The organism is Ruegeria sp. YTSA105 (assembly GCF_059610225.1).
Genome location: NZ_JBXWNE010000001.1, coordinates 319,698 through 341,239 on the forward strand (window position 1 = coordinate 319,698; position 21,542 = coordinate 341,239).

The window sequence follows — 21,542 nt, forward strand, 5'->3', positions numbered from 1 at the left end:
AGCGATGATGATTGTCGACATCTGGAAGAGTTTTCGGGACTTGCCCGCTTGGGTACAGATCTGGTTGGTGGTGCTGCTCATCCCGACCAATCTGGCACCTCTGGCGTATCTGGATCAGCCAAATGGTATTCTAATCGCAGCACTCTCAATCGGTGGGATGGCATTGAATCTTCCGATCATGCTGGCGACACGAGGGATGAGCAAAGCGATGGCATTTCCGCATCTAATATGTTGGGTGCCAATGGTTTTCGTCGTGATTGCAGTATTTGCAAGCGAAGCCGAACTGGCGATTGGATATGCGAAATTTCTGGTGTTTCTACTGGTTATTGACCTGTTTTCACTGGCATTTGATGTGAATGACGCAAGGGTCTGGTTCAAAAGCCGAAGCGCAAAATAAAACCCCCTCAATCCGAGGGGGTTTCGAATAACGCAGTTGTCGCAGGGCTTACTTCTGCGGCAGCGGGCCGATCATCATGATCATCTGACGGCCTTCCATCTTGGGCATGTTCTCGACCTTACCGATTTCCTTGGTGTCCACGGCAACACGTTCCAGCAGCTCACGGCCCAGATTCTGGTGTGCCATCTCACGACCACGGAAGCGCAGAGTCACTTTTACCTTGTCGCCGTTTTCAAGGAATTTGAACACGTTGCGCATTTTGACTTCATAGTCATGAGTATCGGTGTTGGGCCGGAACTTGACCTCTTTCACCTCAATGACTTTTTGCTTTTTGCGCGCTTCGGCCTCGCGTTTCTGCGTTTCGTATTTGAATTTACCAAAGTCCATGATTTTGCAAACCGGAGGGTTTGCATTCGGCGAAATCTCGACCAGATCCAGGCCGGCTTCGTCCGCGAGTTGCATGGCTTTGGCGGGATGAACCACCCCGACATTTTCACCTTCGGCGCCGATAAGGCGAATTTCGGGGGCACGGATCTTATCATTGACGCGCGGGCCGGTGTCTCTCTGAGGCGGCGCGTTGTGAGGTCTGCGAGCTATGGGTTCATTCCTTTGATGATTGCAGAATTTCAAGCCCGGAATTTAGACTGGGCTGCGGGACGTTTCAAGCGGCATAAGTGACCACCAGCGTGAATTTCCCATGATATTCCCGCGTTTTTGCCGATCTGATGTCGCATATCAGACCGGCAAACCGGATTAGCCAACAAAGGCCTTTTCAATGACGAATTCCTTGGGGTCGGAATTTGCGCCTTCGCGCAGTCCGAAATCCTCGAGGATTTTTTTGATATCCAGATTGAAAGCCAATGATCCGCAAACCATCGCGCGGTCCGTATCCGGCTGGATGCCGCCCTCAATCCCCAGATCGGCAAATACTGTGCCGTCTTTCAACAGCTCGGTAATGCGGCCCATTTTGGGGCTCTGTTCGCGTGTGGTGGTCGGGTAGTAACGAATCTTGTCCGCAAAACCTTCGCCCATCAGCTCAGCCAGCATTTCGTCCTTACGGATGTCTTCAATCAGTTGGCGACCATATTCCAGTTCGGCCACTTCGCGGCAGGTATGGGTGATTATGACCTCATCATAATCCTCATAGGTCTGTGGTTCGCGCAGCAGAGAGGCGAAGGGTGCAAAGCCGGTGCCGGTGGCAAAGAACCACAGGCGCTTACCAGGCAGCAGGGCGTCATGGACCAGCGTGCCAACCGGCTTGGGCCGCAGGATGATCTGATCGCCTGGTTTGATGTGCTGAAGTTTCGAAGTCAGCGGGCCGTCCTGTACCTTGATCGAATAGAACTCAAGCTCTTCATCCCAGGACGGCGAGGCGATGGAATAGGCGCGCAGCAGGGGTTTGCCGTTGTCGCCCAGCAGGCCGATCATCACAAACTCGCCCGAGCGGAACCGCAAGGAAGCGGGGCGCGACACTTTGAATGAGAACAGGCTGTCAGTCCAATGCTTGACGTCTGTCACAGTCTGGGCGTCCGGCAGAACGGGGGCCTTCACGGCGGTTGCTTCGGTCACGGGTTTCATCTCTGTCATCGTTTCACTGCCGGTGGAGTAAACCGACATCTCCGTTTAATCTTTGATCCAAGTCAGGAAAAGGGGGCTCTTGCCCCTACGTTCCTATTTGAGGCTGCGAAAGGCGGTTTTAGCCGCGCAGGCGGGCCTGATAGTTGTTGTCCTGCCAGTTGGCGCGAGCCACCCACTGATCTTCGGGCTGGCGATCGGCCAGAGTGTCTTCAATCTCGACCTCATCAAAGCCGCTGCGCCGCGCCATGGCATACTGGTCGGCCAAGACATGGCCTTTGGCGCGCAAGCGACCGGTATAGCCTTTCAGGCGCAGGGTCCGCGCGATGGTAAAGCCGCGCCCATCCGCAAAGGACGGGAAATCGATGCGCACCATCTTGGCACAGCCCAGCCGTTCGGCAAGCTCATCGGGATCCGTGTCCGAGCTGACATCCAGCGCGACCACATCATTGGCCGCGTCTTCCAGCGTGACATAGCCATCAGTCCAATCATCGGGGGCGAACCCCTCATCGGTTACGATAACGTTCATGTGTTCTCTCCGGCGCGCATCATCTTGCCATCTACAAAATGAATGCCGCATTCTTCCTTGTTCTGATCGCGCCAGCGTCCGGCGCGGGGGTCTTCGCCCTGTTTGACCGGCGAAGTACAGGGCGCACAGCCGATCGAAGGGTATCCTTTGGCCACCAGCGGGTGCCTGGGCAAGTTGTTCTCTTCCATATAGGCGCGCACATCTTCGGGCGCCCAATGGGCCAGCGGGTTGACCTTGATCCGGCCTGTGCCGTCCTCGACCTCAAAGAAATCAAGCGTGGCGCGGGACCCTGCCTGAAACCGTTTGCGCCCGGTGATCCAGCCATCATATCCCAACAATGCCTGTTGCAGCGGGAAGGTCTTGCGCAGGTTACAGCACGCATCCATGTCCCGCAGACGCAGCGCGCCATAGGGGTCGTCGCGTTGAACATCCTCGTCATCCGCGCGGATGATCTTGACGTTTCGCAACCCCAACCGCTCGCTCACCTCCTGCTGATACTCCAGCGTTTCGGTGAACAGCATCTGCGTGTCGATGAACAGCACCGGGATCATCTTGTCGACCACGGCCGCCATATGCAGCAACACCACCGATTCCGCACCAAAACTTGAGACCAGAGCGAGATCATCGATCTCTTCCATTGCTCCGTGCATCACGTCATGCGCACTGTGGTGGCGGAACCGGGCGTTCAACTCACTGACCCGTTCGGTCAGTTCACGTCTATCCCGGCCCAGTTCAGTCTGGATCAGATCAAGCGGCATTCGCTCGCGCCTCGGGGTAGAGGGCTGCCTTGAACGGAGCCATTCCGACACGGCGATAGGTCTCGAGGAAGGTTTCTTCGGCACCCTCACGCTGCTCCAGATAGGTTTCGACGATGCGCTCAACGGCCGGAACGATCTCATCATAGGCAAAGCCTGGACCCGTACGATCGCCGATTGCGGCGTTTTCCGTGCCGTCACCACCCAGAGTGATCTGGTAGTTTTCGACGCCTGCACGATCCAGACCAAGAATGCCGATATGGCCGACATGGTGGTGACCACAGGCGTTGATGCAGCCCGAGATCTTGATCTTCAGGTGGCCGATATCATGCTCCAGTTTGAGGTCTTCGAACCGGGTGGCGATTTCCTGTGCAACCGGGATCGAACGCGCCGTTGCCAGAGCGCAATAGTCCATGCCGGGGCAGGCGATGATGTCGCTGATCAGGCCGATATTGGCGGTGGCCAGCTCGTATTCCTTCAGCTTTGCGTGGATCGCGGGCAGGTCCGATTTGTGGACATGCGGCAGGATCACGTTCTGCTCATGGCTGATGCGCAGCTCGTCATAGGCGAACTCTTCGGCCAGATCGGCCATCACGCGCATCTGCTCGGCCGTTGCATCACCCGGCGTCGCGCCGTGTTTCTTGATCGAGATGGTGACAATCGCGTGGTCCGCATTCTTGTGCGGCGCGATGTTTGTATCCACCCACGAGCGGAAGACCGGATCATTGGTGTACGCACCTTCAAACGACGCAACCGAGGCGTCGCGGAAGTTAGGCGCCGCAAAGTGGCCCTTGATCTCTTCCAGCAGGTTCATATCCGCGCCTTTGAACTGCGGGCGGACCTGCAGGAAACGCTCGTTCACCTTGGCGCGGATGGCGTCGATGCCGTGTTCATGCACGGTGATCTTGATGCGCGCCTTGTACTTGTTGTCGCGGCGGCCGATTTGATTCCAGACCGAAACAGTGGCTTCTAGGTAAGCCAGCAGGTCGTCAAACGCGACGAAGTCAGACAGTTCCTTGCCTATCATGGGCGTACGGCCCAGACCGCCGCCTACGATGACGCGAGCACCCAGTACGCCGTCACGCTCGACCAGTTGCAGGCCGATGTCATGCGCCTTGATAACGGCGCGGTCATTTTCGGACCCGGTGATGGCGATCTTGAATTTACGCGGCATGAACTGGAATTCCGGGTGGTCGGTCGACCATTGGCGCAGCAGTTCGGCATAGGGGCGCGGGTCGGCGACCTCATCCGCGGCGGCACCGGCGAAATGGTCGGCGGTCACGTTGCGGATGGTGTTGCCGCTGGTCTGGATGGCGTGCATGCCAACCTCGGCCAGCGCCTCCAGCATATCCGGGACGTCCTGCAACTTGGGCCAGTTGTACTGGATGTTCTGACGGGTGGTAAAATGGCCATAGCCCTTGTCCCACTTTTCAGCCAGCAGGGCCAGTTGGCGCATCTGCGCGCTGTTCAGCGTGCCGTAAGGAATGGCGACCCGCAGCATATAGGCGTGCAGCTGCAGATACAGGCCGTTCATGAGGCGGAGCGGCTTGAACTCATCCTCGGTCAGCGAACCGTCAATGCGGCGCTCGACCTGGGCGCGGAACTGTCTGTTGCGTTCTGCCAAAAATGCTGTGTCGAACTCGGAGTAGCGATACATGATTAGCTGTCCTTAAGTGCAGCCCCGATCCTGGGGCCAATGTAGGGGAGAGAGAGGGCCAGGGATCAGGCCCGGGGCTGCGGGGAAGTTTCCTGTTTGCCGTGGGCATAGTTGGACGGACCAGTCCGGCGGAAGTCTTCCCGAAAATGAGTTGGTTCTGGGCCTTCGTCGCCAGCTATGGCATCCGCCAGATAGGCACCGACAATCTTGCCTGCCTGACGTTCGGCATCCAGAAGGCGGATCTGTGCGTGGGCTTCGTCTGTGATCAGCTCTGCCTCGGATAATTCACGTGACCAGCGGTCGTCCTCGGTCAGATAGATGACGTCACCTTCCAACAGATCGTTGGCGGTTACCACTTTGGGGGTAAAAGCGCGGGCCATCAGGCGTGCTCCTTTTTGAATTCAGTCAGGGCCTTGGCTGCCTGGCGGGGGGCAAGGCCGTAAAAAGTAAGGGTGGGGCCGTCCATGTCCGAGGCGCTCAGATCGGCGGACATGTGATCCAGCGTCGTGGTCAATATGCGCTGATAGGGACGCGACGCGTTTTCGATCAGCGTCACAGGTGTGGCTCGGTCGGCGCCGTGCATGATCAGGCGGCCCTGAATAAACCGGGCAGACTTTTTGCCCATATAGATCGCCGCCACCGAACCGGGCTGCGCCAGGGCGCTCCAATCGTGATCGGCGAACCCCTTCATGTCGTGCCCGGTCAGGAAACGGATCGAAGAATTGCGCCCGCGGCGCGTCTGGCTTTGCCCGATGCCCGCAACTGCGGCCGAGGCTGCGGTGATGCCGGGGATAATCTGCCACGAGATGCCAGCTGCTTCGACGGCGTCGATTTCTTCGTCCAAACGACCAAATACGGTGGGGTCACCGGATTTCAGGCGTACAACGCGTAGACCCTTCAGAGCGTACTCTACCAGCAGCGCGTCGATGTCTTCCTGTTTCCACGAGGGGCCGAACCCGGCTTTGCCAACATCGACCAGAACGGCCGTTTGCCCGGCTAGGGTCAGCACCTCGGCGCTGATCAGCCGGTCATGCAGGACCACATCCGCGCACTCGAACGCGCGCAGAGCTTTGAGCGTCAGCAATTCGGGATCACCGGGGCCTGCGCCGACAAAGTCGACATGGCCTGCGTCCTGATATGTTTGCGTCACTTGCATGTTTCGGTCCGGGTTGGTTTGACTTGACCCTCAATATAGGAAATATTCCCGGTATTGCGCCATATGTGCGCATAAATAAGAACAAGTGTTTCGCTGTGTTGGTCAGGCGATACGAAAGTTTCGAAACGAGGAAGAAATTGGAATGTCAGTGCGGATTGATGACACGGATCGGAAAATTCTGGTTGAGCTGCAGCGCGACGCCAGCCAATCGCTGGACGAAATAGCAGCCCGCGTCGGCAGTTCCAAGACGCCTGTCTGGAATCGCATCCGCAAGCTGAAAGGGGCCGGGGTGATCGGTCAGCAGACGGTATTATTGGATGCCGAGGCGCTTGGTTTTGAAGCGACGTTCTTCGTGCTGATCCGCACCTCTGAACACGAGGCGGATTGGCAGCGAAAGTTCCTCAAAGCCCTGCGGGACCGCCCCGAAGTGCAAGAGGCGCACCGGCTGGCGGGGGATATCGACTATATCCTCAAGGTGCGGGTGAAGAATGCGCGCGCCTATGACGTGTTCTATCAGACTCTGATTTCCGAGGTGCGCGTCCACAATGTGACGGCTCTGCTGTCGATGGAAGAGATCAAGTCGACGACCATGCTGCCGCTGAATGCCCTGATCGAGAACTAGCGGTCAGACCTGAACCATCAACCGCTTTAGCCCGTGAAAATGGTAGCTGTTGGAATATTCCGGTTCCGCGCTGAGCGCTAGGTTGGGACAGCGTTCGAACAGTGCCGCCAGCGCTACTCGCATTTCGAGTCGGGCCAACGGTGCTCCGACGCAGAAATGCAGACCCGCGCCAAAGCTGCTGTTGGTCAGGATGGGGCGGGTTGGATCGAACTTATGAGGTTCGGCCCAGACTTGGGGATCACGGTTCGCGGCTCCAAGCAACAAAGCGACTTCGTCACCGCGTTTAAAACTGTGCCCGAACAGGTCGATCTCTTCATAGGCATAGCGCGTGAACATATGCAGCGGGGGATCAAAGCGCAGGATTTCTTCGACGGAGGCGTCAATCGTTTCAGGCTGAAAGGCATCGGCTTTTACACCTTGTCGCAATACGGTCCTAAGCCCATTTCCCAGAGAATGAACCGTGGCCTCATGACCAGCATTCAACAACAGAATGCAAGTTGCAACCAACTCGTCACGCGACAGTTTTTCACCATCTTCTTCAGCGGCGATCAACCGGGTAATCAGGTCATCCTGAGGGTCAGACCGGCGCTTTTCGACGTAAGACGAGAGAAAGTCGGTGAACTCTTTTGCTGAGGCCGCCGCCGCATCCTCGGTCTGGCGTGTGCGGCTGGCCTGATACATCGCCACCATGCCATGGGACCAGCGCAAAAGCTCCGGAGACATCTCTTCGGGAACGCCTAGAAGGCGGCAGATCGTGACGACCGGAACGTGCGTGCAATAGGTACCTAGCAGATCGAAGGGCGCTTTGGGAAAGGCGTCGATCAGCTTGTGGCTGAGGTCACGAATTGATGGTTCCAGTGCCGCAATGGCACGTGACGTAAAGGCGCGCATGACCAGGCGTCGAAGCCGGGTGTGGCGCGGCGGCTCTGCTTCTAACAACGAATGAGATTCGACCATCAACCAGGGGGCTAGATGCGCAGGACCTGGACGTTGCATTTCCGCCGGTACTTCGCGACCGAAACGACGGTCCTTCAGCAAGGCCTGAACCGCCCGGTGGGATACAGCAGCGTGCATCCGGTAGTCGGCCCAATACACAAGGTCGCCATGCGCGCGGGCCGCATCATAAAACGGATAAGGGTTCTGGACAAAATTCGGGTCAACAGGGGATTGATGCAAAGTCTTCATGGCGGGCACACTTGCCATGAGGCGCGTTGAATGCAAGACCCAATGTCATGCAAAGGGTATGGTTAATTTCGACATTTCTGATTGCTGTTGGGCTGCTCTCTGTTGGAGTGTGGTCATACGGCTTTCGTCAGGCTTTGTCGCCGCTGAGCGATAAGGCTGAGGCCGATCTGGAATTGGCCGCCGACCGCCTTAGCACACAAATGCAGGTCTATCAGGAACTGGCTGTCTTGATGGCCAGCCACCCGGCTGTTCGAACGCTTGTCACGCCGAGTGATCGCGCCATCGCGCAGGCTGTGTTGCTGGACGTGGCAGACAAAACTGCCGCCGTTAACATTGTCTATCTGGACCGTCTGGGCAGGGTACTTGCAGCCGCCCACCCGGTGCCTGAATTGACGATGGCAGACCATCCCGCATTCAGGCGCGCCATGCAGGGTGCTATGGGCAGTGCCCACGGGGTCGAGTCCACAAGCGGCGATCGAACCTATTCCTATGCAGCCCCTGCCTTTGGTCCCACCGGTATAGTCGAAGGCGCATTGATGGTTATAGCCGATGTGCAAGATGTCGAACAGACTTGGCGGGGCAGTACCGAGGCCATTTTCTTTATTGATGGGGAAGGTGTGGTGTTCATCTCGAACCGATCCGACCTGTTGTTCTGGCGTCGGACCGAAGGTCAACCGGGGCTGGTGCCGCCCGAGGGGCAGGCGGTTGATTTCTCGTCGAATCTGATCGGACGACACGAGCTTTGGACCTTGAATTGGGGCCGGTATCTGCCACGGCGTGCGTTACACCTTACGCTCGATCTACCGGTGATAGACATGACAGCAGAGGTGCTGGTGGATGTGGCCCCGGCGCGCCGTCTGGCGAATTTGCAAGCAGCGGCGGTCGCTGCGATCTGTCTGGCCTTCGGGGCGCTTTTGTACATGGCAACCGAACGCCGGCGCGCGCTTGCTGAGGCCAATGCGGTGCTGGAAAGCCGCGTGACGCGCAGAACCCATGCGCTTACCGCCGCGAACACGGCCCTGCGGCGCGAGGTTCATGAACGGGAAGAGGCCGAGGTCGCGCTGAAACATGCGCAGGAAGAGCTTATACAGGCCGGGAAGTTGAGTGCGCTCGGGCAGATGTCGGCGGGCATCAGCCATGAGTTGAACCAGCCGCTGATGGCCATTCGCCAATTCGCCGAGAACGGAACGGCTTTTCTGAGCAGAGGTGACGAGTCAAAAGCCGCCGAGAACCTCACCAGAATTTCCGATTTGGCCGCGCGAATGGCGCGAATTATCAAGAACCTCAGGGCTTTTGCCCGCAATGAAAACGAGCCCATGGGCAGAGTTGATCTGGTTCAGGTAATAGAAACGGCGTTGGAATTGACCGAGGCCCGGCTGAATTCGGAAAACGTTCGTATGGAATGGCAGGCTCCAGATGTCCCTATCTATGCTTGGGGTGGCGAAGTGAGATTGGTACAGGTGTTCGTAAATCTGATTAACAATGCCGCCGATGCGATGAGTGAGCAAAACCAACGCATGATCAAGATCGCGATAAACAGCGGCCAAACCCTGACGGTCACGGTCAGTGACACCGGTCCGGGGATCGAAAACTCGGAAAAGCTGTTCGAGCCGTTTTACACCACCAAAGCCGTCGGTTCGTCCGAGGGTATGGGGCTGGGGCTGTCGATCTCATATGGTCTGGTTCAGAGTTTTGGTGGTAACATTCGGGGCACCAACGCTCCGACAGGTGCGGTATTCACTGTGGAACTGGAACATTTCAGCGAAGTAGGGGCAGCATGACCCGCAAAGTGCTTTTGGTCGATGACGACTCGGCAGTGCGCGAGGCGCTGGCCCAGACGCTGGAGCTTGCCGATTATGAACCCGTAACAGCCGGGTCCTTTGTGGCGGCCAAGGATCATATCCGGGCCGATTTCGCCGGTGTGATCGTATCGGATATCCGGATGCCTGGTCGGGACGGGTTTCACCTGTTGACCTACACCCGCGATATGGATGCTGATCTGCCTGTCATCCTGTTGACTGGAGAAGGCGACATACCAATGGCAGTGCAGGCCATGGGGCAGGGCGCGTTCGACTTTCTGGAAAAACCCTGCGCTGCGGCTGACCTGTTAAAGGTATTGGGCAAGGCCTCTGAGGCGCGAGAACATGTCCTGCAACAACGGGCGATGAAAAGCGAGCTTGAGCGCGGCGATCCAGCGGCACGCCTGCTGTTCGGTCTCTCATCAAAGGCCGAAGAACTGAGGGAAAGGGTTCGTACAGTAGCCCAGACAGGGGCCGAAGTTTTGGTCACCGGACCGGCTGGCAGCGGCGTGTCCAAAGTTGCCGAGGTCGTTCACCTAATGTCGCCGCAAAGTCAGGGCCCATTTGTCAAACGTCCATCCGCCGGTTTGTCGACCAGCGATCTGGTTCATGTCTGCGAAGATGCAGCCGGTGGTTCCCTTTTTCTGGACGAAATCTCGGCCATGCCCGAGGCCACGCAATATGCAGCACTGGAGATGGTTGAACAGGGTGTAGGCGCCCGAATTCTGGCGGGCACGACCACTGACCTGGCCGAATTGTCTTCGGATGGACGGTTCCTTGCGGATTTGTTCTATCGTTTGGATGTGATGCGCGTTCGCATACCGTCGCTTGCCGAGCGCCCCGAGGATATACCTGTAATCTTCCGCCACTATGTAGCACAGGCAGCCGAACAGGCCGGGATAAAGGAACCGGAAATCACGTCGGACCATCTGGCATCGCTGATGACCAGAGACTGGCCGGGCAATGCACGGTCGCTGATGTCAGCCGCAATGAGGTTTGTGCTGGGAATGCCCGAAGATGTCTCGCAGGCCGCAGAACTGGGGTTGAGCGAGCAGATGGCACGGGTCGAAAGATCTCTGCTGATTGCTGCCCTTGGCCGGCATAACGGCAAAGCATCAGAAGCCGCAAAGGCGCTAAAGCTGCCTCGCAAGACCTTTTACGACAAACTGGCGCGATATCACATTCGTCCGGAAGACTACCGTAGGTGAAAGCTCCTGCCAGCTTTTCCCGCATTGTCATGCGGTTAAGCTGTTGGGTGTAGCAGTCCGCTGACGCGGACCGTGGGAAGAGCCAAATCCCGGTAAACGATTCGCGTTCGGCGAATCGCTATTTGTGCGGAAATCCACACAATGGGGCATTTATATGTGCGGATTCTCGCACGGGTTCCCGAATGGCTCAAATGGATACCAGACAGGAAGTGCGTAACACTCAGTAAATAAATGAAAAAATACTACCCGATAGTCAAGCCCACAATAAGTTGAGGGCTTGACCCCGATTCGGTTCACTCGCCGCCATGGGACGGCTTCTGCGCGTCCGGAGACGTAGTGAAGTATCTGGGAGAACTCGACTGATGAAATTTTTGACAACGGCAGCGACGGCCGTCGCTCTAACCGTAACAGCAACCGCAGGCATGGCCGCTTGTGAAGACGGCGAAATCGTCGTGAAATTCGCGCATGTGACCAATACCGATAAACATCCCAAGGGTATTGCAGCCTCGTTGCTGGAACAGCGCGTTAATGATGAGATGAACGGCGTGATGTGCATGGAGGTCTACCCGAACTCCACGCTTTATAACGACGATAAAGTCCTTGAGGCGATGTTGCAGGGCGATGTGCAACTGGCGGCCCCGTCATTGTCCAAGTTCGAGAAGTTCACCAAGCAATTCCGCCTGTTCGACCTGCCGTTCATGTTCAAGAACATTGACGCGGTAGACGCATTTCAGGCTTCGGCTGACGGTCAGGCGATGAAAGACAGCATGCAGCGCCGTGGCCTGCAGGGGCTGGCATTCTGGCACAATGGCATGAAACAGATGTCGGCCAACAAACCGCTGGTCGATCCGTCGGATGCCAATGGCCTGAAATTCCGCGTCCAATCCTCTGACGTGCTGGTCGCGCAGATGGAGGCGATTGGCGGAAGCCCGCAGAAAATGGCTTTCTCAGAGGTTTATGGCGCGTTGCAGCAAGGTGTCGTCGACGGACAGGAAAACACTTGGTCCAACATCTACGGCAAGAAGTTCTTTGAGGTTCAGGACGGTATCACTGAAACCAACCACGGTGTCATCGACTATCTGGTCGTGACATCGGTTGACTGGCTGGACAGCCTGGATCCTGCGGTGCGCGAACAGTTCCTGACCATTCTGGGCGAAGTGACAGAACAGCGGAACAAAGAATCCTTCTCGGTGAACGAGGAAGCCAAGGTCTCGATCACAAATGCGGGCGGTATCATCCGTGAACTTAACCCTGAACAGCGTCAGGCCTGGATCGACGCCATGAAACCTGTTTGGGAACAGTTCGCCGGTGACGTGGGTCAAGAAAAGATCGACGCCGCACAGGCTATCAACGCCGGGTTCTGATCCTGGTATACGCCGCGCGTCCGGGGACTGGGGAGTATTCGACGCGCAGGCAGGGTGGGCCGATTTGGCCCGCCCAAACAGCACTTATCTCAAAAAAATGTGGGGACAGATAGATGTCTGGTGCGCAATCCGGCCAAGGCGGGCTGGTCGACCATATCGAAGAAACCTTGATCGCATCGTTGCTGGGCCTGATGACGGCTGTGACATTTGCCAATGTGATCGCAAGGTATTTCTTTAATTCCAATATCCTATGGGCACTGGAGCTGACGGTATTCGCCTTCGGCTGGTTGGTGCTGCTTGGGGCGTCTTATGCCGTCAAGAAACACGCCCATCTGGGAGTGGACGCCATCCTGAACATGCTCAGCCCGGCGCCTCGACGGATTTTGGCTCTGATCGCAGTAGCCTGCTGTCTGGTGTTTTCTCTGCTGATGCTAAAAGGCGCATATGACTATTGGGCCGTGTTCGCGGATCTGCCGCCCACATCGGGGCGATGGTTCCCTACCGGGTTCAACTTCGATGCGCGCAGTCAGAGCTTTTATGAGGTCGACGACATTCCGATGGTCGCCCCGCTGCGGTTTCTTGAGGATCTGATCAACTATGGCGAGGGCTATGAAAAACTGCCCAAGGTGGTGCCGTATCTGGTTCTGCCCGTGTCGATGCTGCTTTTGGTGATCCGCTTTGCGCAGGTTGCGGTACAGATTTGGCGCGGAGAAGCCGATCGGATGGTCGCCAGTCACGAAGTCGAGGACGAGATTGAAGAAGTCCGCGCTCAGCAAGGAGAGCACAACTGATGGATGTCATTCTTCTGTTCTCGATGGTCGTAGGTTTGCTGTTGATCGGTGTACCGATTGCGGTGGCTCTGGGGCTCAGTTCGACCCTGTTTCTGCTGATCTATTCCGACAGTTCGCTCGCCTCGGTCGCAGGTACCTTGTTTGAGGCTTTCGAAGGGCATTTTACCCTGCTGGCGATCCCTTTCTTCATTCTCGCCTCGTCCTTCATGACCACGGGCGGCGTGGCCCGGCGCATCATCCGTTTCTCGATTGCCTGCGTGGGGCACTTGCCCGGAGGTCTGGCGATTGCGGGGGTGTTCGCCTGTATGCTGTTTGCGGCTCTGTCGGGGTCGTCTCCGGCTACGGTGGTGGCCATTGGTTCGATTGTGATCGCCGGGATGCGGCAGGTTGGTTATTCCAAGGAGTTTGCCGCCGGTGTGATCTGTAACGCCGGGACGCTGGGCATTTTGATCCCGCCGTCGATCGTGATGGTGGTCTATGCGGCTGCTGTCGAAGTTTCGGTTGGCCGCATGTTCCTCGCCGGTGTGATCCCCGGCCTGATGGCTGGGCTGATGTTGATGATCACCATCTATGTGATGGCCAAGGTCAAGAACCTACCCAAAGGTGAATGGAAAGGCTGGGGCGAAATCTTAGTCTCTGCACGCGAAGCAGGTTGGGGTCTGTTCCTGATCGTGATCATTCTGGGTGGCATCTATGGGGGTATCTTTACCCCGACCGAGGCCGCTGCGGTGGCCGCAGTCTATGCCTTTTTGATTGCCAGCTTCGTCTACAAGGACATGGGCCCCCTCAGCACCGAGGGTGAGGAAAAGAATATCTCTTTGCTCAGAAAGCCTTATGCGCTGATCACGGCAATTTTTCACCCCGACACCAAGCAGACGTTGTTCGAAGCTGGGAAACTGACCGTTACCCTGCTGTTCGTTATCGCCAACGCCTTGATCCTGAAACATGTACTGACCGATGAACAGGTTCCGCAGCACATAGCAACTGCCATGCTGTCGGCAGGTCTGGGGCCGGTGACTTTCCTGATCGTGGTCAATGTGATCCTGCTAATCGGCGGCCAGTTCATGGAGCCTTCGGGCCTGCTGGTGATCGTAGCACCACTGGTGTTCCCGATTGCAATCGAGCTAGGCATCGACCCGATTCACCTGGGCATCATCATGGTTGTGAACATGGAGATCGGGATGATTACCCCGCCGGTCGGCTTGAACCTGTTCGTGACCTCGGGCGTGGCGGGCATGCCGATGATGGGCGTTGTCCGGGCGGCCCTGCCATTCCTGGCGGTCCTGTTCGTCTTCCTGATCATGGTGACCTATATCCCGTGGATATCCACCTTTCTGCCCAACACTTTCATGGGGCCGGAGATCATAACAAACTAGCGGGTCCAGCCGCTGAGAATAAGACCGGGCAGGGGATCTCTGCCCGGTTTTTGCGTCTTGAACGGGGCGCCAAGGGGATTATCTAAAAGGGCAGAGGACGACCTCTCCATCACGGGACAGTATCCGGGACGACCCGGACTGATCAGAGGTCTCTTCTATGCCCTGGATTATCCTGTTGTTTGCCGGCCTGCTTGAAATTGTCTGGGCCGTGGCGATGAAACAATCTGCCGGGTTCACCCGGTTCTGGCCGACCGCCCTGATGGCGGTTTCGATGCTTGGTTCGTTCACATTGCTGGCACTGGCCATGCGGACGCTGCCTTTGGGAACAGCCTATGTCATCTGGACGGGAATAGGAGCGGTTGGCGCGTTTACCTTTGGTATTCTTTTTCTGGGCGAAGCCCTGACCGCCACGCGCATCTGCGCGGCAGTCTTGATCATAGCCGGGATGGTGACGATGAAAATGGCCTGATCAGGCTTGTTCCAGAGCCTGAACGATGCCCGAGAAATCGTCAGCCTTCAGGCTCGCCCCGCCGACCAGAGCGCCATCCACGTTCGATACGGCGAAAATCTCGGCGGCGTTTGATGGCTTTACCGAGCCGCCATAAAGCAGCCGGACCGAACGCCCAACGCCTTCGCCAAAGCGCCGTTCCAGCCGCGCGCGGATAAAGTCATGAACCTGTCCGATCTCATCCAGGGTGGGCACTTTCCCTGTGCCGATGGCCCAGATCGGCTCGTAGGCAACAATCAGGTTTTCACCGGTTGCCTGATCCGGGATCGAGCCAGACATCTGACCGCCGATTATATCCAGGGTATTGGCGGCCTCGCGCTGTTCCAGGCTTTCACCGACGCAGATGATCGCCTTTAGCCCACCGTACATAGCGGCAATAGATTTAGCACGAACATCTTCATTCTGTTCACCATGGTCTTCGCGGCGTTCAGAATGGCCAAGAATGACGGCTGACGCTCCGGCGTCGGCCAGCATCTGGGCGCTAATGTCACCTGTATGCGCGCCCGAGTTTGCCGCGTGGCAATCCTGACCGCCTATCTGGATGTTTCCGCCCGGGACCTTCTCTTTGGCCCGATGGATCAAGGTGGCAGGTGGGCAGATCAGAATATCAACTGCCGGGGCAGCATGCATGTGAGAAAGGGCCTGAAGCTCTCTCAAGTCGGCAGCATTACCATTCATCTTCCAGTTTCCAGCCGCCAGTTTGCGCCGCATATCGCGTCCCCTTGAAATAAATCGGTTTTCTGGTGACCGGATATCATTGCCAGTCAGGTCTGACAATTCCGGTTGCAGAGCCCGTTGCAAAACGGCAGTTTCCGCCGCGATGAGGAATGAGCAATATGATCGAACATCTTGATCTTGAAAAACTGGATCGGTGCGACACGGCGGAATTGGCCAAATTGACCCGCGCCGTCGGTGAAGTTGGGTTTCTGACCGTGTCCAATACTGGTATCTCCGCCTGTCGGGTGGAACGGGTCATCTCGGCATATCACGCATTCTTCCGGCTGCCAGAGGCCGAGAAACGGCGTGTTGATATGGCTGTGACCGGGTCCAACCGTGGGTGGGGCGCCTCGCGCTCGGAACAGGTAGATCCAGCTGCAAATCCTGACTTCAAAGAGGTGTTCGATTGCGGATACGAGCTAGCTGAGACCAATAGGTACTTTGGCAAGAACCTCTCGGTTTATGCCCCGAACCAATGGCCGGAGATTGTGCCCGAGTTTCGATCAATCATCGAGGCCTATTATGGTGACGCTTGTTCGGTTGCCATGCGGGTGTTGCGCGCCATTTCGGTGGCATTGGGCAAGGATGCCAACAGCTTTGACACTGCCTTCGACACGCCCATGGCCCTGTTGCGCGGCAATTATTACCCGCAAAGGCCAGTCTGGGCAGGCGAAAAGGATTTCGGTATCGGAGCGCACACTGATTATGGCTGTCTGACCCTGCTGGCCACCGATGGTCGAGCCGGGTTAGAGGTACAGATGCCGGACCAGAGTTGGGCTCAGGTCCAAGCGCAGCCCGGAACATTCATTATCAATTTTGGGGAGATGCTGGAGTTCTGGACGGCAGGGGCGGTCAAGGCAACTCTGCACCGTGTGATCGGTGGATCTGCTGAAAGGCTGTCGGTTCCTTTGTTCTTCAACCCGTCTTGTGACACCAATGTTGCCCCGCCACATTCAGAGAATGTCATCCAGGCAGGAGAGCACTTGACGCGTCGGTTCAACGAGACCTATGTGCACTTGCAGGCAGCGTCTTAAGGCTGAGTTGCAATGCTTTCGTCGAACTTGATGGATTCTCCGCAACCGCAGGCATCTACAACATTCGGGTTGCGGAACTTGAAACCAGCTTCAAGTAACGAGACCTCATAGTCGATCTCTGTTCCAAACAGGAACATCTGTGCCATCGGGGCGATCATGATCCGCGCGCCGTCCTGCTCGACCACTTCATCATTGGTGTCAGGCTGGTCGACATAGTCCATGGTGTATTCCATCCCGGCACAGCCGCCTTTCTTGACGCCAATACGCAAACCAGCATGACCGCCCGAAGTCATCAGGCGGGCAATCTGCTCTGCAGCCTTTGGTGTCATTGTTACGGCCTGTTTGCCGGGGATGCCGAACATCATGATCTCCGTCGTTGTTCGTTGTTGCTAATGTAGTGCCCCGAGGCATCAGGCTCAAGACATAGCAGGTTTTCTTACCTAAGTTTTCCTGTCGGGTTAGATTATCTGCCTGAGTCGGTAAGCAAGGCTTGCTTTGCAAATTACACTCGTCATAGCCTGACCCATGATCCACTTTTGGAAAATATTTGAGGCTGAATAGCATGAAAAGACTTTGGTTTAGAAAAAAAGATATTCTTACAATTCCTTCTCTGATGCTGTCTGTGTTTTTGGCTCAGACGGCGATCGCAGAAGAAAAGCAACATCCGGTAAACTGTGCAACGGCAGAAGGTGATTTGCGCGCGATTGCAACCGAACGAAAACATGCAGAGGAAGAGCAGGCCAAAAGTGTAATTGCCATTACACCTGCTGGGGCGCTTCTAGGCCTTGTGACTGGAACCGAAAAGAAAAGACTAACTATGTTATCAGGAGATTACATAGAGAAGCTTAACCAGAGGTCGGACGAAATCAAATCGACCTGCGGAATTCAATAACAGCAGGCCATCGCACTTGGCCTTACATAAATCCAAGTTCCAGGCGCGCTTCGTCTGACATCATTTCCATGCCCCAGGGGGGCTCCCAGGTCAGTTCCACGTCGACTTCTTTTACGCCGGCCACGGGTTCGATTGCCTCGACGATCCACCCAGGCATTTCGCCGGCAACCGGGCAGCCGGGCGCGGTCAGTGTCATGATGACCTTGACCGCGTTTTCCTGGGTGATGTCGATCGTATAGATCAGACCCAGATCATAGATGTTTACAGGGATTTCGGGGTCATAAACCGTTCGGCAGGCGTCGACCACCGGCTCATAAAGAGGGTGTTCAATCGTTGAAGGGGCAATAAGAGGTGTGCCTTCAAACTGTTCGCTCGGGTGAGTCATTCGTGCCTCGGGTTTGTTACCTGACGAATTATATAGGGAAAGCCTCGGGCAGCGTCCAGAGGCACAATGACACCCCCTTAAGGGGTGCCATAAGAGTTTAGTCGTTTATGTCATGTCTGAACTTCTTCACCTGGCCATGGGGCAGAGCAAAGACGCGGCGCAGGATCAGCCAGGCAATCAGCGACAAAGTCGCAAAGATCATAAGCAGGATCGGCAGCGACGGTACTATGCCAGGGATTGCCAGCAGAATACCCGTCAGCCCGGCCCCGATGGCGAAACCCAGAAAGATAAACCCAGGTAGGACTATTTCGAGGATGCCCAAAGCCAACGCGCCAGCCAGCCATAGCCACCATGTTAACCAAAAGGGATCAGCCATTATGTACGTCCTTTCAGCATGTTGAAGGCGTTTCCGAAAGCTTCAAGCGCATTGGCAGGTACAACGATAGTCTGCGAGCCATTGCCGGTGCCCAGCGTGTTCAATGCCTCAACCTGTTTCAATGCAACCTGGTACTGAGCCGCTTCTATACCGTTTTCCTTAATCGCCTGGGCAACAACACTGGTTGCATAGGCTTCGGCTTCGGCTTGAATGCGGCGCGCTTTGGCCGTTTGTTCTGCCGCATAGAGTTCGGCGTCGGCCTGAAGCTCAACAGAGCGTTTCTTGCCCTCAGCCTCGGTCACCTGCGCGCGGCGCGCGCGTTCAGCATTCAACTGTTGCAGCATCGCGTCACGGGTCGCCTGATCGAGGTTAACGTCCAAAATCTCGGCGCGCGTCACTTCGATCCCCCAGTCATCCACTGCGGTTTCGACGCTTCCTTGAATCTGAGTGATCAGTTGAGCACGGTTTGACTGAACTTCGTCCAGGTCCATCTTGCCGATTTCCGCCCGGACGATTCCGGCAACGGTCGTCGCGATAGCACCATCTACATCGCGGATGCGGTAGACTGTCTTTTCCGGCTCTAGGATGCGGTAAAAGACCGAAGTGTCGATTTGGACCAGAACGTTATCTTTGGTGATTGCGTCCTGCGTTGCATTGGGAAGCTGGCGTTCCAGAATGGATATCTTGTGCCGTGCAACATCCAGTAAAGGAACGATAAAGTTGATCCCAGGGCCAAGCACCGAATGCAAGCGCCCGAACCGTTCGACCACATATTTTTCTGATTGCGGCACGATTTTAATGCCTTTTAGCGTGATGATGACGATCAATGCCGCCGCGAGCAGGTAAATTATGTTCGAAGAAAGCAATCCAATGATTTGGTCTTCGGTCATATCTGTCCTCTTTTATTGTGTACGATAGTATACATTTGGGGGTTGAATCGCCCATTTTCAACTCTGGTATGGAGGGATTGTGCTTGGATTCAAAACCCTGATCCATGGATTTTGGTTAGTTTTTGCTATTGTGACCGCTTTGCATCCCCTCGCGTTTGCGCTATCGGGCTGGGATGAAACTGATTATTGATACAGACCCCGGCATCGACGATGCGATGGCCATTGCATATGCCGCTGCAGCCCCCGAGATTGACTTGATCGGCCTCACGACCGTTTTTGGCAACACCCACGTTCATCAATCCAGCCGCAATGCACGGTTTTTGGTGGATAAACTTGGGTTGGACATTCCCGTGGCCCAAGGCGCGGCCTACCCACAGGGAACAGGGCACCACGCACCGTCCGAACATGTTCACGGTCCCGAAGGTTTTGGGGATATTACCGATATCCCGGAAATCGGGGCGAACCATGATTTGAATGCCACGGAATTCCTGGTGGAAATGGCGCGCCGCCACAAGGGAGAGCTGACGGTTTGTGCAATCGGCCCCTTGACTAATATTGCTGCGGCGATGCGTTTGGACCCTGAGTTTTCGCAGAACATCAAACAGTTGGTGATCATGGGTGGGGCGGTTTTCTGCCCAGGAAACATCACGGAACATGCCGAAGCAAACATCTATCACGATGCCCTTGCCGCAAATGAAGTGTTTGCAGCACCCCCGGCGACCGTTGTGGTTGGTTTGGATGTCACCTTGAAAACGCTGTACAAAAGTGCGGATTTTGACGGTCTGGCCCAACGCTCGCCCGATATGGGGGCTTTCCTGCGTGACATCTCGGTATTTTACCTAAAATTCTACAAGGATATCGGCGGGTTGGAGGGCTGCGGCCTGCATGACTCGACTGCTGTGATCGCATGCACCCATGGCACGATGTTCGAGATGGTCGAAACCGGGGTTGAGGTAATTGTGGGTGGTACGGAATCCGGCGCTACGCGTCCGGTCTCAACGCGACCGGCTGTGCTGGTATGTCGGGATGTTGACGGGGCAGGGGTTGTTGATCTGTTTACCCAGCAGGTTGCCTCTTTACCCTGACAACTTGCAATGGCTGAGCAGATCGGGCAAATCCTGCCCGGTTTAGCGACCCAAGGATGCCCAATGACAGACCGTTTCTCATTTGACCTGAAGGCCACCGACGGCAAGGCCCGCGCCGGAGTGATCCACACGCCGCGTGGCGAGGTGCGTACCCCGGCGTTCATGCCAGTGGGGACTGCTGCGACGGTCAAAGCGATGATGCCGGAAAGTGTTCGTGCAACCGGTGCCGATATACTGTTGGGAAACACCTATCACCTGATGCTGCGCCCTACGGCCGAGCGCATTGACCGTTTGGGTGGGTTGCACAAGTTCATGAACTGGGATCGCCCGATCCTGACCGATTCTGGTGGATTTCAGGTCATGTCCCTGGCTGGTCTGCGCAAGCTGACAGAAAAGGGCGTGACCTTCAAATCTCATGTTGATGGGTCCAAGCACGAGCTGACCCCGGAACGCTCGATGGAGATACAGCGCTTGCTGGGTTCAGACATCGTGATGTGTTTTGACGAATGTCCAGCCCTACCCGCAGATCGAGATCGAATTGCTGAATCAATGCGCCTGTCGATGCGATGGGCCGATCGATCGCGACAGGCTTTCGGCGACCGTCCTGGACATGCGTTGTTTGGGATCATGCAAGGCGGGCTGGAACAGGATCTACGCGAAGAAAGTGCCGAGGCGCTGAAAGCGATCGGATTCGAAGGTTACGCGGTTGGCGGTCTGGCCGTGGGCGAAGGTCAGGAGGCCATGTTTGGTTGCCTCGACTACGCTCCTGACTTTCTGCCAGCCGACAGACCGCGCTATTTGATGGGCGTTGGAAAGCCTGACGACATTGTCGGAGCTGTCGCCCGCGGGATCGACATGATGGATTGTGTCTTACCCTCACGGTCCGGTCGCACAGGACAGGTGTTCACTCGTTACGGCGTGGTCAACATAAAGAATGCCCGCCACGCAGATGACCCGCGCCCGCTGGATGAGGCCTGCTCATGCCCGGCGTGTTCGAACTACTCTCGCGCCTATCTACACCATGTGTTCCGCTCGAACGAGATGATCTCGGGCATGCTGCTGACCTGGCATAATCTGCACTATTTTCAGGAAATAATGCAGGGTATGCGCGATGCCATTGCTGCTGGTACATTCGATGCCTGGCAGGCGACCTTCCATGCGCAGCGCGCGCAAGGGGATATTGAACAGATTTAGGTTCAGCGCCTTTTCAGTCAACCTAACAAGACTCTAGATTGAGGGCG

The 21,542-nt window shown here is 56.3% G+C and carries 25 protein-coding genes; 12 read left to right on the forward strand and 13 right to left on the reverse strand.

The annotated features are described in order from the left end of the window. Positions 1-7 precede the first annotated feature (7 nt). Positions 8-397: a hypothetical protein gene (locus tag AC2FH2_RS01585; protein ID WP_496822644.1), complete on the forward strand. Its 390-nt coding sequence runs from the start codon at positions 8-10 to the stop codon at positions 395-397. 48 nt (positions 398-445) lie between these two features. Here AC2FH2_RS01585 and infC read toward each other — a convergent pair whose 3' ends face one another. The 7 genes from infC to cobA all read right to left on the reverse strand — a co-directional run bounded on the left by infC (position 446) and on the right by cobA (position 6,069). Further along, the gene (gene infC, locus AC2FH2_RS01590) at positions 446-1,027 is read right to left on the reverse strand and encodes a translation initiation factor IF-3 (RefSeq protein WP_246097134.1); all 582 of its coding nucleotides are present in this window, start codon (positions 1,025-1,027) and stop codon (positions 446-448) included. A gap of 123 nt (positions 1,028-1,150) precedes the next feature. Then, positions 1,151-1,984 carry a ferredoxin--NADP reductase gene (locus tag AC2FH2_RS01595; protein ID WP_496688215.1) on the reverse strand — a complete coding sequence of 278 codons (834 nt, stop codon included), beginning with the start codon at positions 1,982-1,984 and terminating at the stop codon, positions 1,151-1,153. A gap of 109 nt (positions 1,985-2,093) precedes the next feature. Beyond that, on the reverse strand, positions 2,094-2,501 hold the full coding sequence (locus tag AC2FH2_RS01600) for a DUF934 domain-containing protein (protein ID WP_142634095.1): 408 nt from the start codon (positions 2,499-2,501) through the stop codon (positions 2,094-2,096). Further along, entirely contained in the window at positions 2,498-3,259 is a 762-nt protein-coding gene (locus AC2FH2_RS01605) for a phosphoadenylyl-sulfate reductase (protein ID WP_496822646.1), read from the reverse strand. The genes AC2FH2_RS01600 and AC2FH2_RS01605 overlap by 4 nt, the downstream gene beginning before the upstream one ends. Beyond that, the gene (locus tag AC2FH2_RS01610; protein ID WP_496822648.1) at positions 3,249-4,913 is read right to left on the reverse strand and encodes a nitrite/sulfite reductase; all 1,665 of its coding nucleotides are present in this window, start codon (positions 4,911-4,913) and stop codon (positions 3,249-3,251) included. Before AC2FH2_RS01610 ends, AC2FH2_RS01605 begins: the two co-directional genes overlap by 11 nt. A 65-nt stretch (positions 4,914-4,978) precedes the next feature. Continuing rightward, a complete protein-coding gene (locus AC2FH2_RS01615) occupies positions 4,979-5,293 on the reverse strand; it encodes a DUF2849 domain-containing protein (protein WP_142634089.1) in 315 nt (104 codons plus the stop codon). Continuing rightward, positions 5,293-6,069 (reverse strand): uroporphyrinogen-III C-methyltransferase, encoded by a 777-nt coding sequence (gene cobA, locus AC2FH2_RS01620; protein ID WP_496822650.1) that lies wholly within the window; start codon positions 6,067-6,069, stop codon positions 5,293-5,295. Before cobA ends, AC2FH2_RS01615 begins: the two co-directional genes overlap by 1 nt. A gap of 142 nt (positions 6,070-6,211) precedes the next feature. On the opposite strand from cobA, the gene AC2FH2_RS01625 reads away from it, so the two are divergent. Continuing rightward, entirely contained in the window at positions 6,212-6,691 is a 480-nt protein-coding gene (locus tag AC2FH2_RS01625) for an Lrp/AsnC family transcriptional regulator (RefSeq protein ID WP_142634084.1), read from the forward strand. Positions 6,692-6,694: 3 nt separating this feature from the next. Here the strand turns inward: AC2FH2_RS01625 and AC2FH2_RS01630 are convergent, their stop codons facing one another. Then, positions 6,695-7,876, reverse strand: a complete 1,182-nt coding sequence (locus AC2FH2_RS01630; protein ID WP_496822652.1) for a cytochrome P450 — start codon at positions 7,874-7,876, stop codon at positions 6,695-6,697. Positions 7,877-7,923: 47 nt separating this feature from the next. Here AC2FH2_RS01630 and AC2FH2_RS01635 point away from each other — a divergent pair, with 47 nt between their 5' ends. The 6 genes from AC2FH2_RS01635 to AC2FH2_RS01660 all read left to right on the forward strand — a co-directional run bounded on the left by AC2FH2_RS01635 (position 7,924) and on the right by AC2FH2_RS01660 (position 14,883). Continuing rightward, on the forward strand, positions 7,924-9,657 hold the full coding sequence (locus AC2FH2_RS01635; protein ID WP_496822653.1) for a sensor histidine kinase: 1,734 nt from the start codon (positions 7,924-7,926) through the stop codon (positions 9,655-9,657). Next, positions 9,654-10,883, forward strand: a complete 1,230-nt coding sequence (locus AC2FH2_RS01640; protein ID WP_271946867.1) for a sigma-54-dependent transcriptional regulator — start codon at positions 9,654-9,656, stop codon at positions 10,881-10,883. Before AC2FH2_RS01635 ends, AC2FH2_RS01640 begins: the two co-directional genes overlap by 4 nt. 362 nt (positions 10,884-11,245) lie before the next feature. Then, on the forward strand, positions 11,246-12,247 hold the full coding sequence (locus AC2FH2_RS01645) for a DctP family TRAP transporter solute-binding subunit (protein WP_142634078.1): 1,002 nt from the start codon (positions 11,246-11,248) through the stop codon (positions 12,245-12,247). Positions 12,248-12,360: 113 nt separating this feature from the next. Beyond that, positions 12,361-13,038: a TRAP transporter small permease gene (locus tag AC2FH2_RS01650; protein ID WP_142634075.1), complete on the forward strand. Its 678-nt coding sequence runs from the start codon at positions 12,361-12,363 to the stop codon at positions 13,036-13,038. Then, positions 13,038-14,414 (forward strand): TRAP transporter large permease, encoded by a 1,377-nt coding sequence (locus tag AC2FH2_RS01655; RefSeq protein WP_282021297.1) that lies wholly within the window; start codon positions 13,038-13,040, stop codon positions 14,412-14,414. The genes AC2FH2_RS01650 and AC2FH2_RS01655 overlap by 1 nt, the downstream gene beginning before the upstream one ends. A gap of 157 nt (positions 14,415-14,571) precedes the next feature. Continuing rightward, positions 14,572-14,883 (forward strand): DMT family transporter, encoded by a 312-nt coding sequence (locus AC2FH2_RS01660; protein WP_142634071.1) that lies wholly within the window; start codon positions 14,572-14,574, stop codon positions 14,881-14,883. Here AC2FH2_RS01660 and tpiA read toward each other — a convergent pair whose 3' ends face one another. After that, entirely contained in the window at positions 14,884-15,633 is a 750-nt protein-coding gene (tpiA, locus tag AC2FH2_RS01665; protein ID WP_496822655.1) for a triose-phosphate isomerase, read from the reverse strand. A gap of 116 nt (positions 15,634-15,749) precedes the next feature. On the opposite strand from tpiA, the gene AC2FH2_RS01670 reads away from it, so the two are divergent. Continuing rightward, entirely contained in the window at positions 15,750-16,673 is a 924-nt protein-coding gene (locus AC2FH2_RS01670) for an isopenicillin N synthase family dioxygenase (protein WP_496822657.1), read from the forward strand. Here the strand turns inward: AC2FH2_RS01670 and AC2FH2_RS01675 are convergent. Further along, positions 16,670-17,035 carry a HesB/IscA family protein gene (locus AC2FH2_RS01675; protein ID WP_496822658.1) on the reverse strand — a complete coding sequence of 122 codons (366 nt, stop codon included), beginning with the start codon at positions 17,033-17,035 and terminating at the stop codon, positions 16,670-16,672. The two genes, AC2FH2_RS01670 and AC2FH2_RS01675, sit on opposite strands and share 4 nt — an antisense overlap. Before the next feature lie 200 nt (positions 17,036-17,235). Here AC2FH2_RS01675 and AC2FH2_RS01680 point away from each other — a divergent pair, with 200 nt between their 5' ends. After that, on the forward strand, positions 17,236-17,565 hold the full coding sequence (locus AC2FH2_RS01680; RefSeq protein ID WP_142634065.1) for a hypothetical protein: 330 nt from the start codon (positions 17,236-17,238) through the stop codon (positions 17,563-17,565). Between the two features lie 22 nt (positions 17,566-17,587). Here the strand turns inward: AC2FH2_RS01680 and AC2FH2_RS01685 are convergent, their stop codons facing one another. The 3 genes from AC2FH2_RS01685 to AC2FH2_RS01695 form a co-directional block, all read right to left on the reverse strand. Beyond that, entirely contained in the window at positions 17,588-17,950 is a 363-nt protein-coding gene (locus AC2FH2_RS01685; protein ID WP_142634063.1) for an SUF system Fe-S cluster assembly protein, read from the reverse strand. A gap of 97 nt (positions 17,951-18,047) precedes the next feature. Next, entirely contained in the window at positions 18,048-18,326 is a 279-nt protein-coding gene (locus AC2FH2_RS01690) for an NfeD family protein (protein WP_142634061.1), read from the reverse strand. After that, positions 18,326-19,216 carry an SPFH domain-containing protein gene (locus tag AC2FH2_RS01695; RefSeq protein ID WP_142634059.1) on the reverse strand — a complete coding sequence of 297 codons (891 nt, stop codon included), beginning with the start codon at positions 19,214-19,216 and terminating at the stop codon, positions 18,326-18,328. Before AC2FH2_RS01695 ends, AC2FH2_RS01690 begins: the two co-directional genes overlap by 1 nt. A gap of 173 nt (positions 19,217-19,389) precedes the next feature. On the opposite strand from AC2FH2_RS01695, the gene AC2FH2_RS01700 reads away from it, so the two are divergent. After that, positions 19,390-20,301: a nucleoside hydrolase gene (locus AC2FH2_RS01700; protein WP_496822660.1), complete on the forward strand. Its 912-nt coding sequence runs from the start codon at positions 19,390-19,392 to the stop codon at positions 20,299-20,301. A gap of 63 nt (positions 20,302-20,364) precedes the next feature. Next, complete coding sequence (tgt, locus tag AC2FH2_RS01705) at positions 20,365-21,495, forward strand: tRNA guanosine(34) transglycosylase Tgt (protein WP_142634055.1); 1,131 nt, start codon at positions 20,365-20,367, stop codon at positions 21,493-21,495. Positions 21,496-21,542 lie beyond the last annotated feature (47 nt).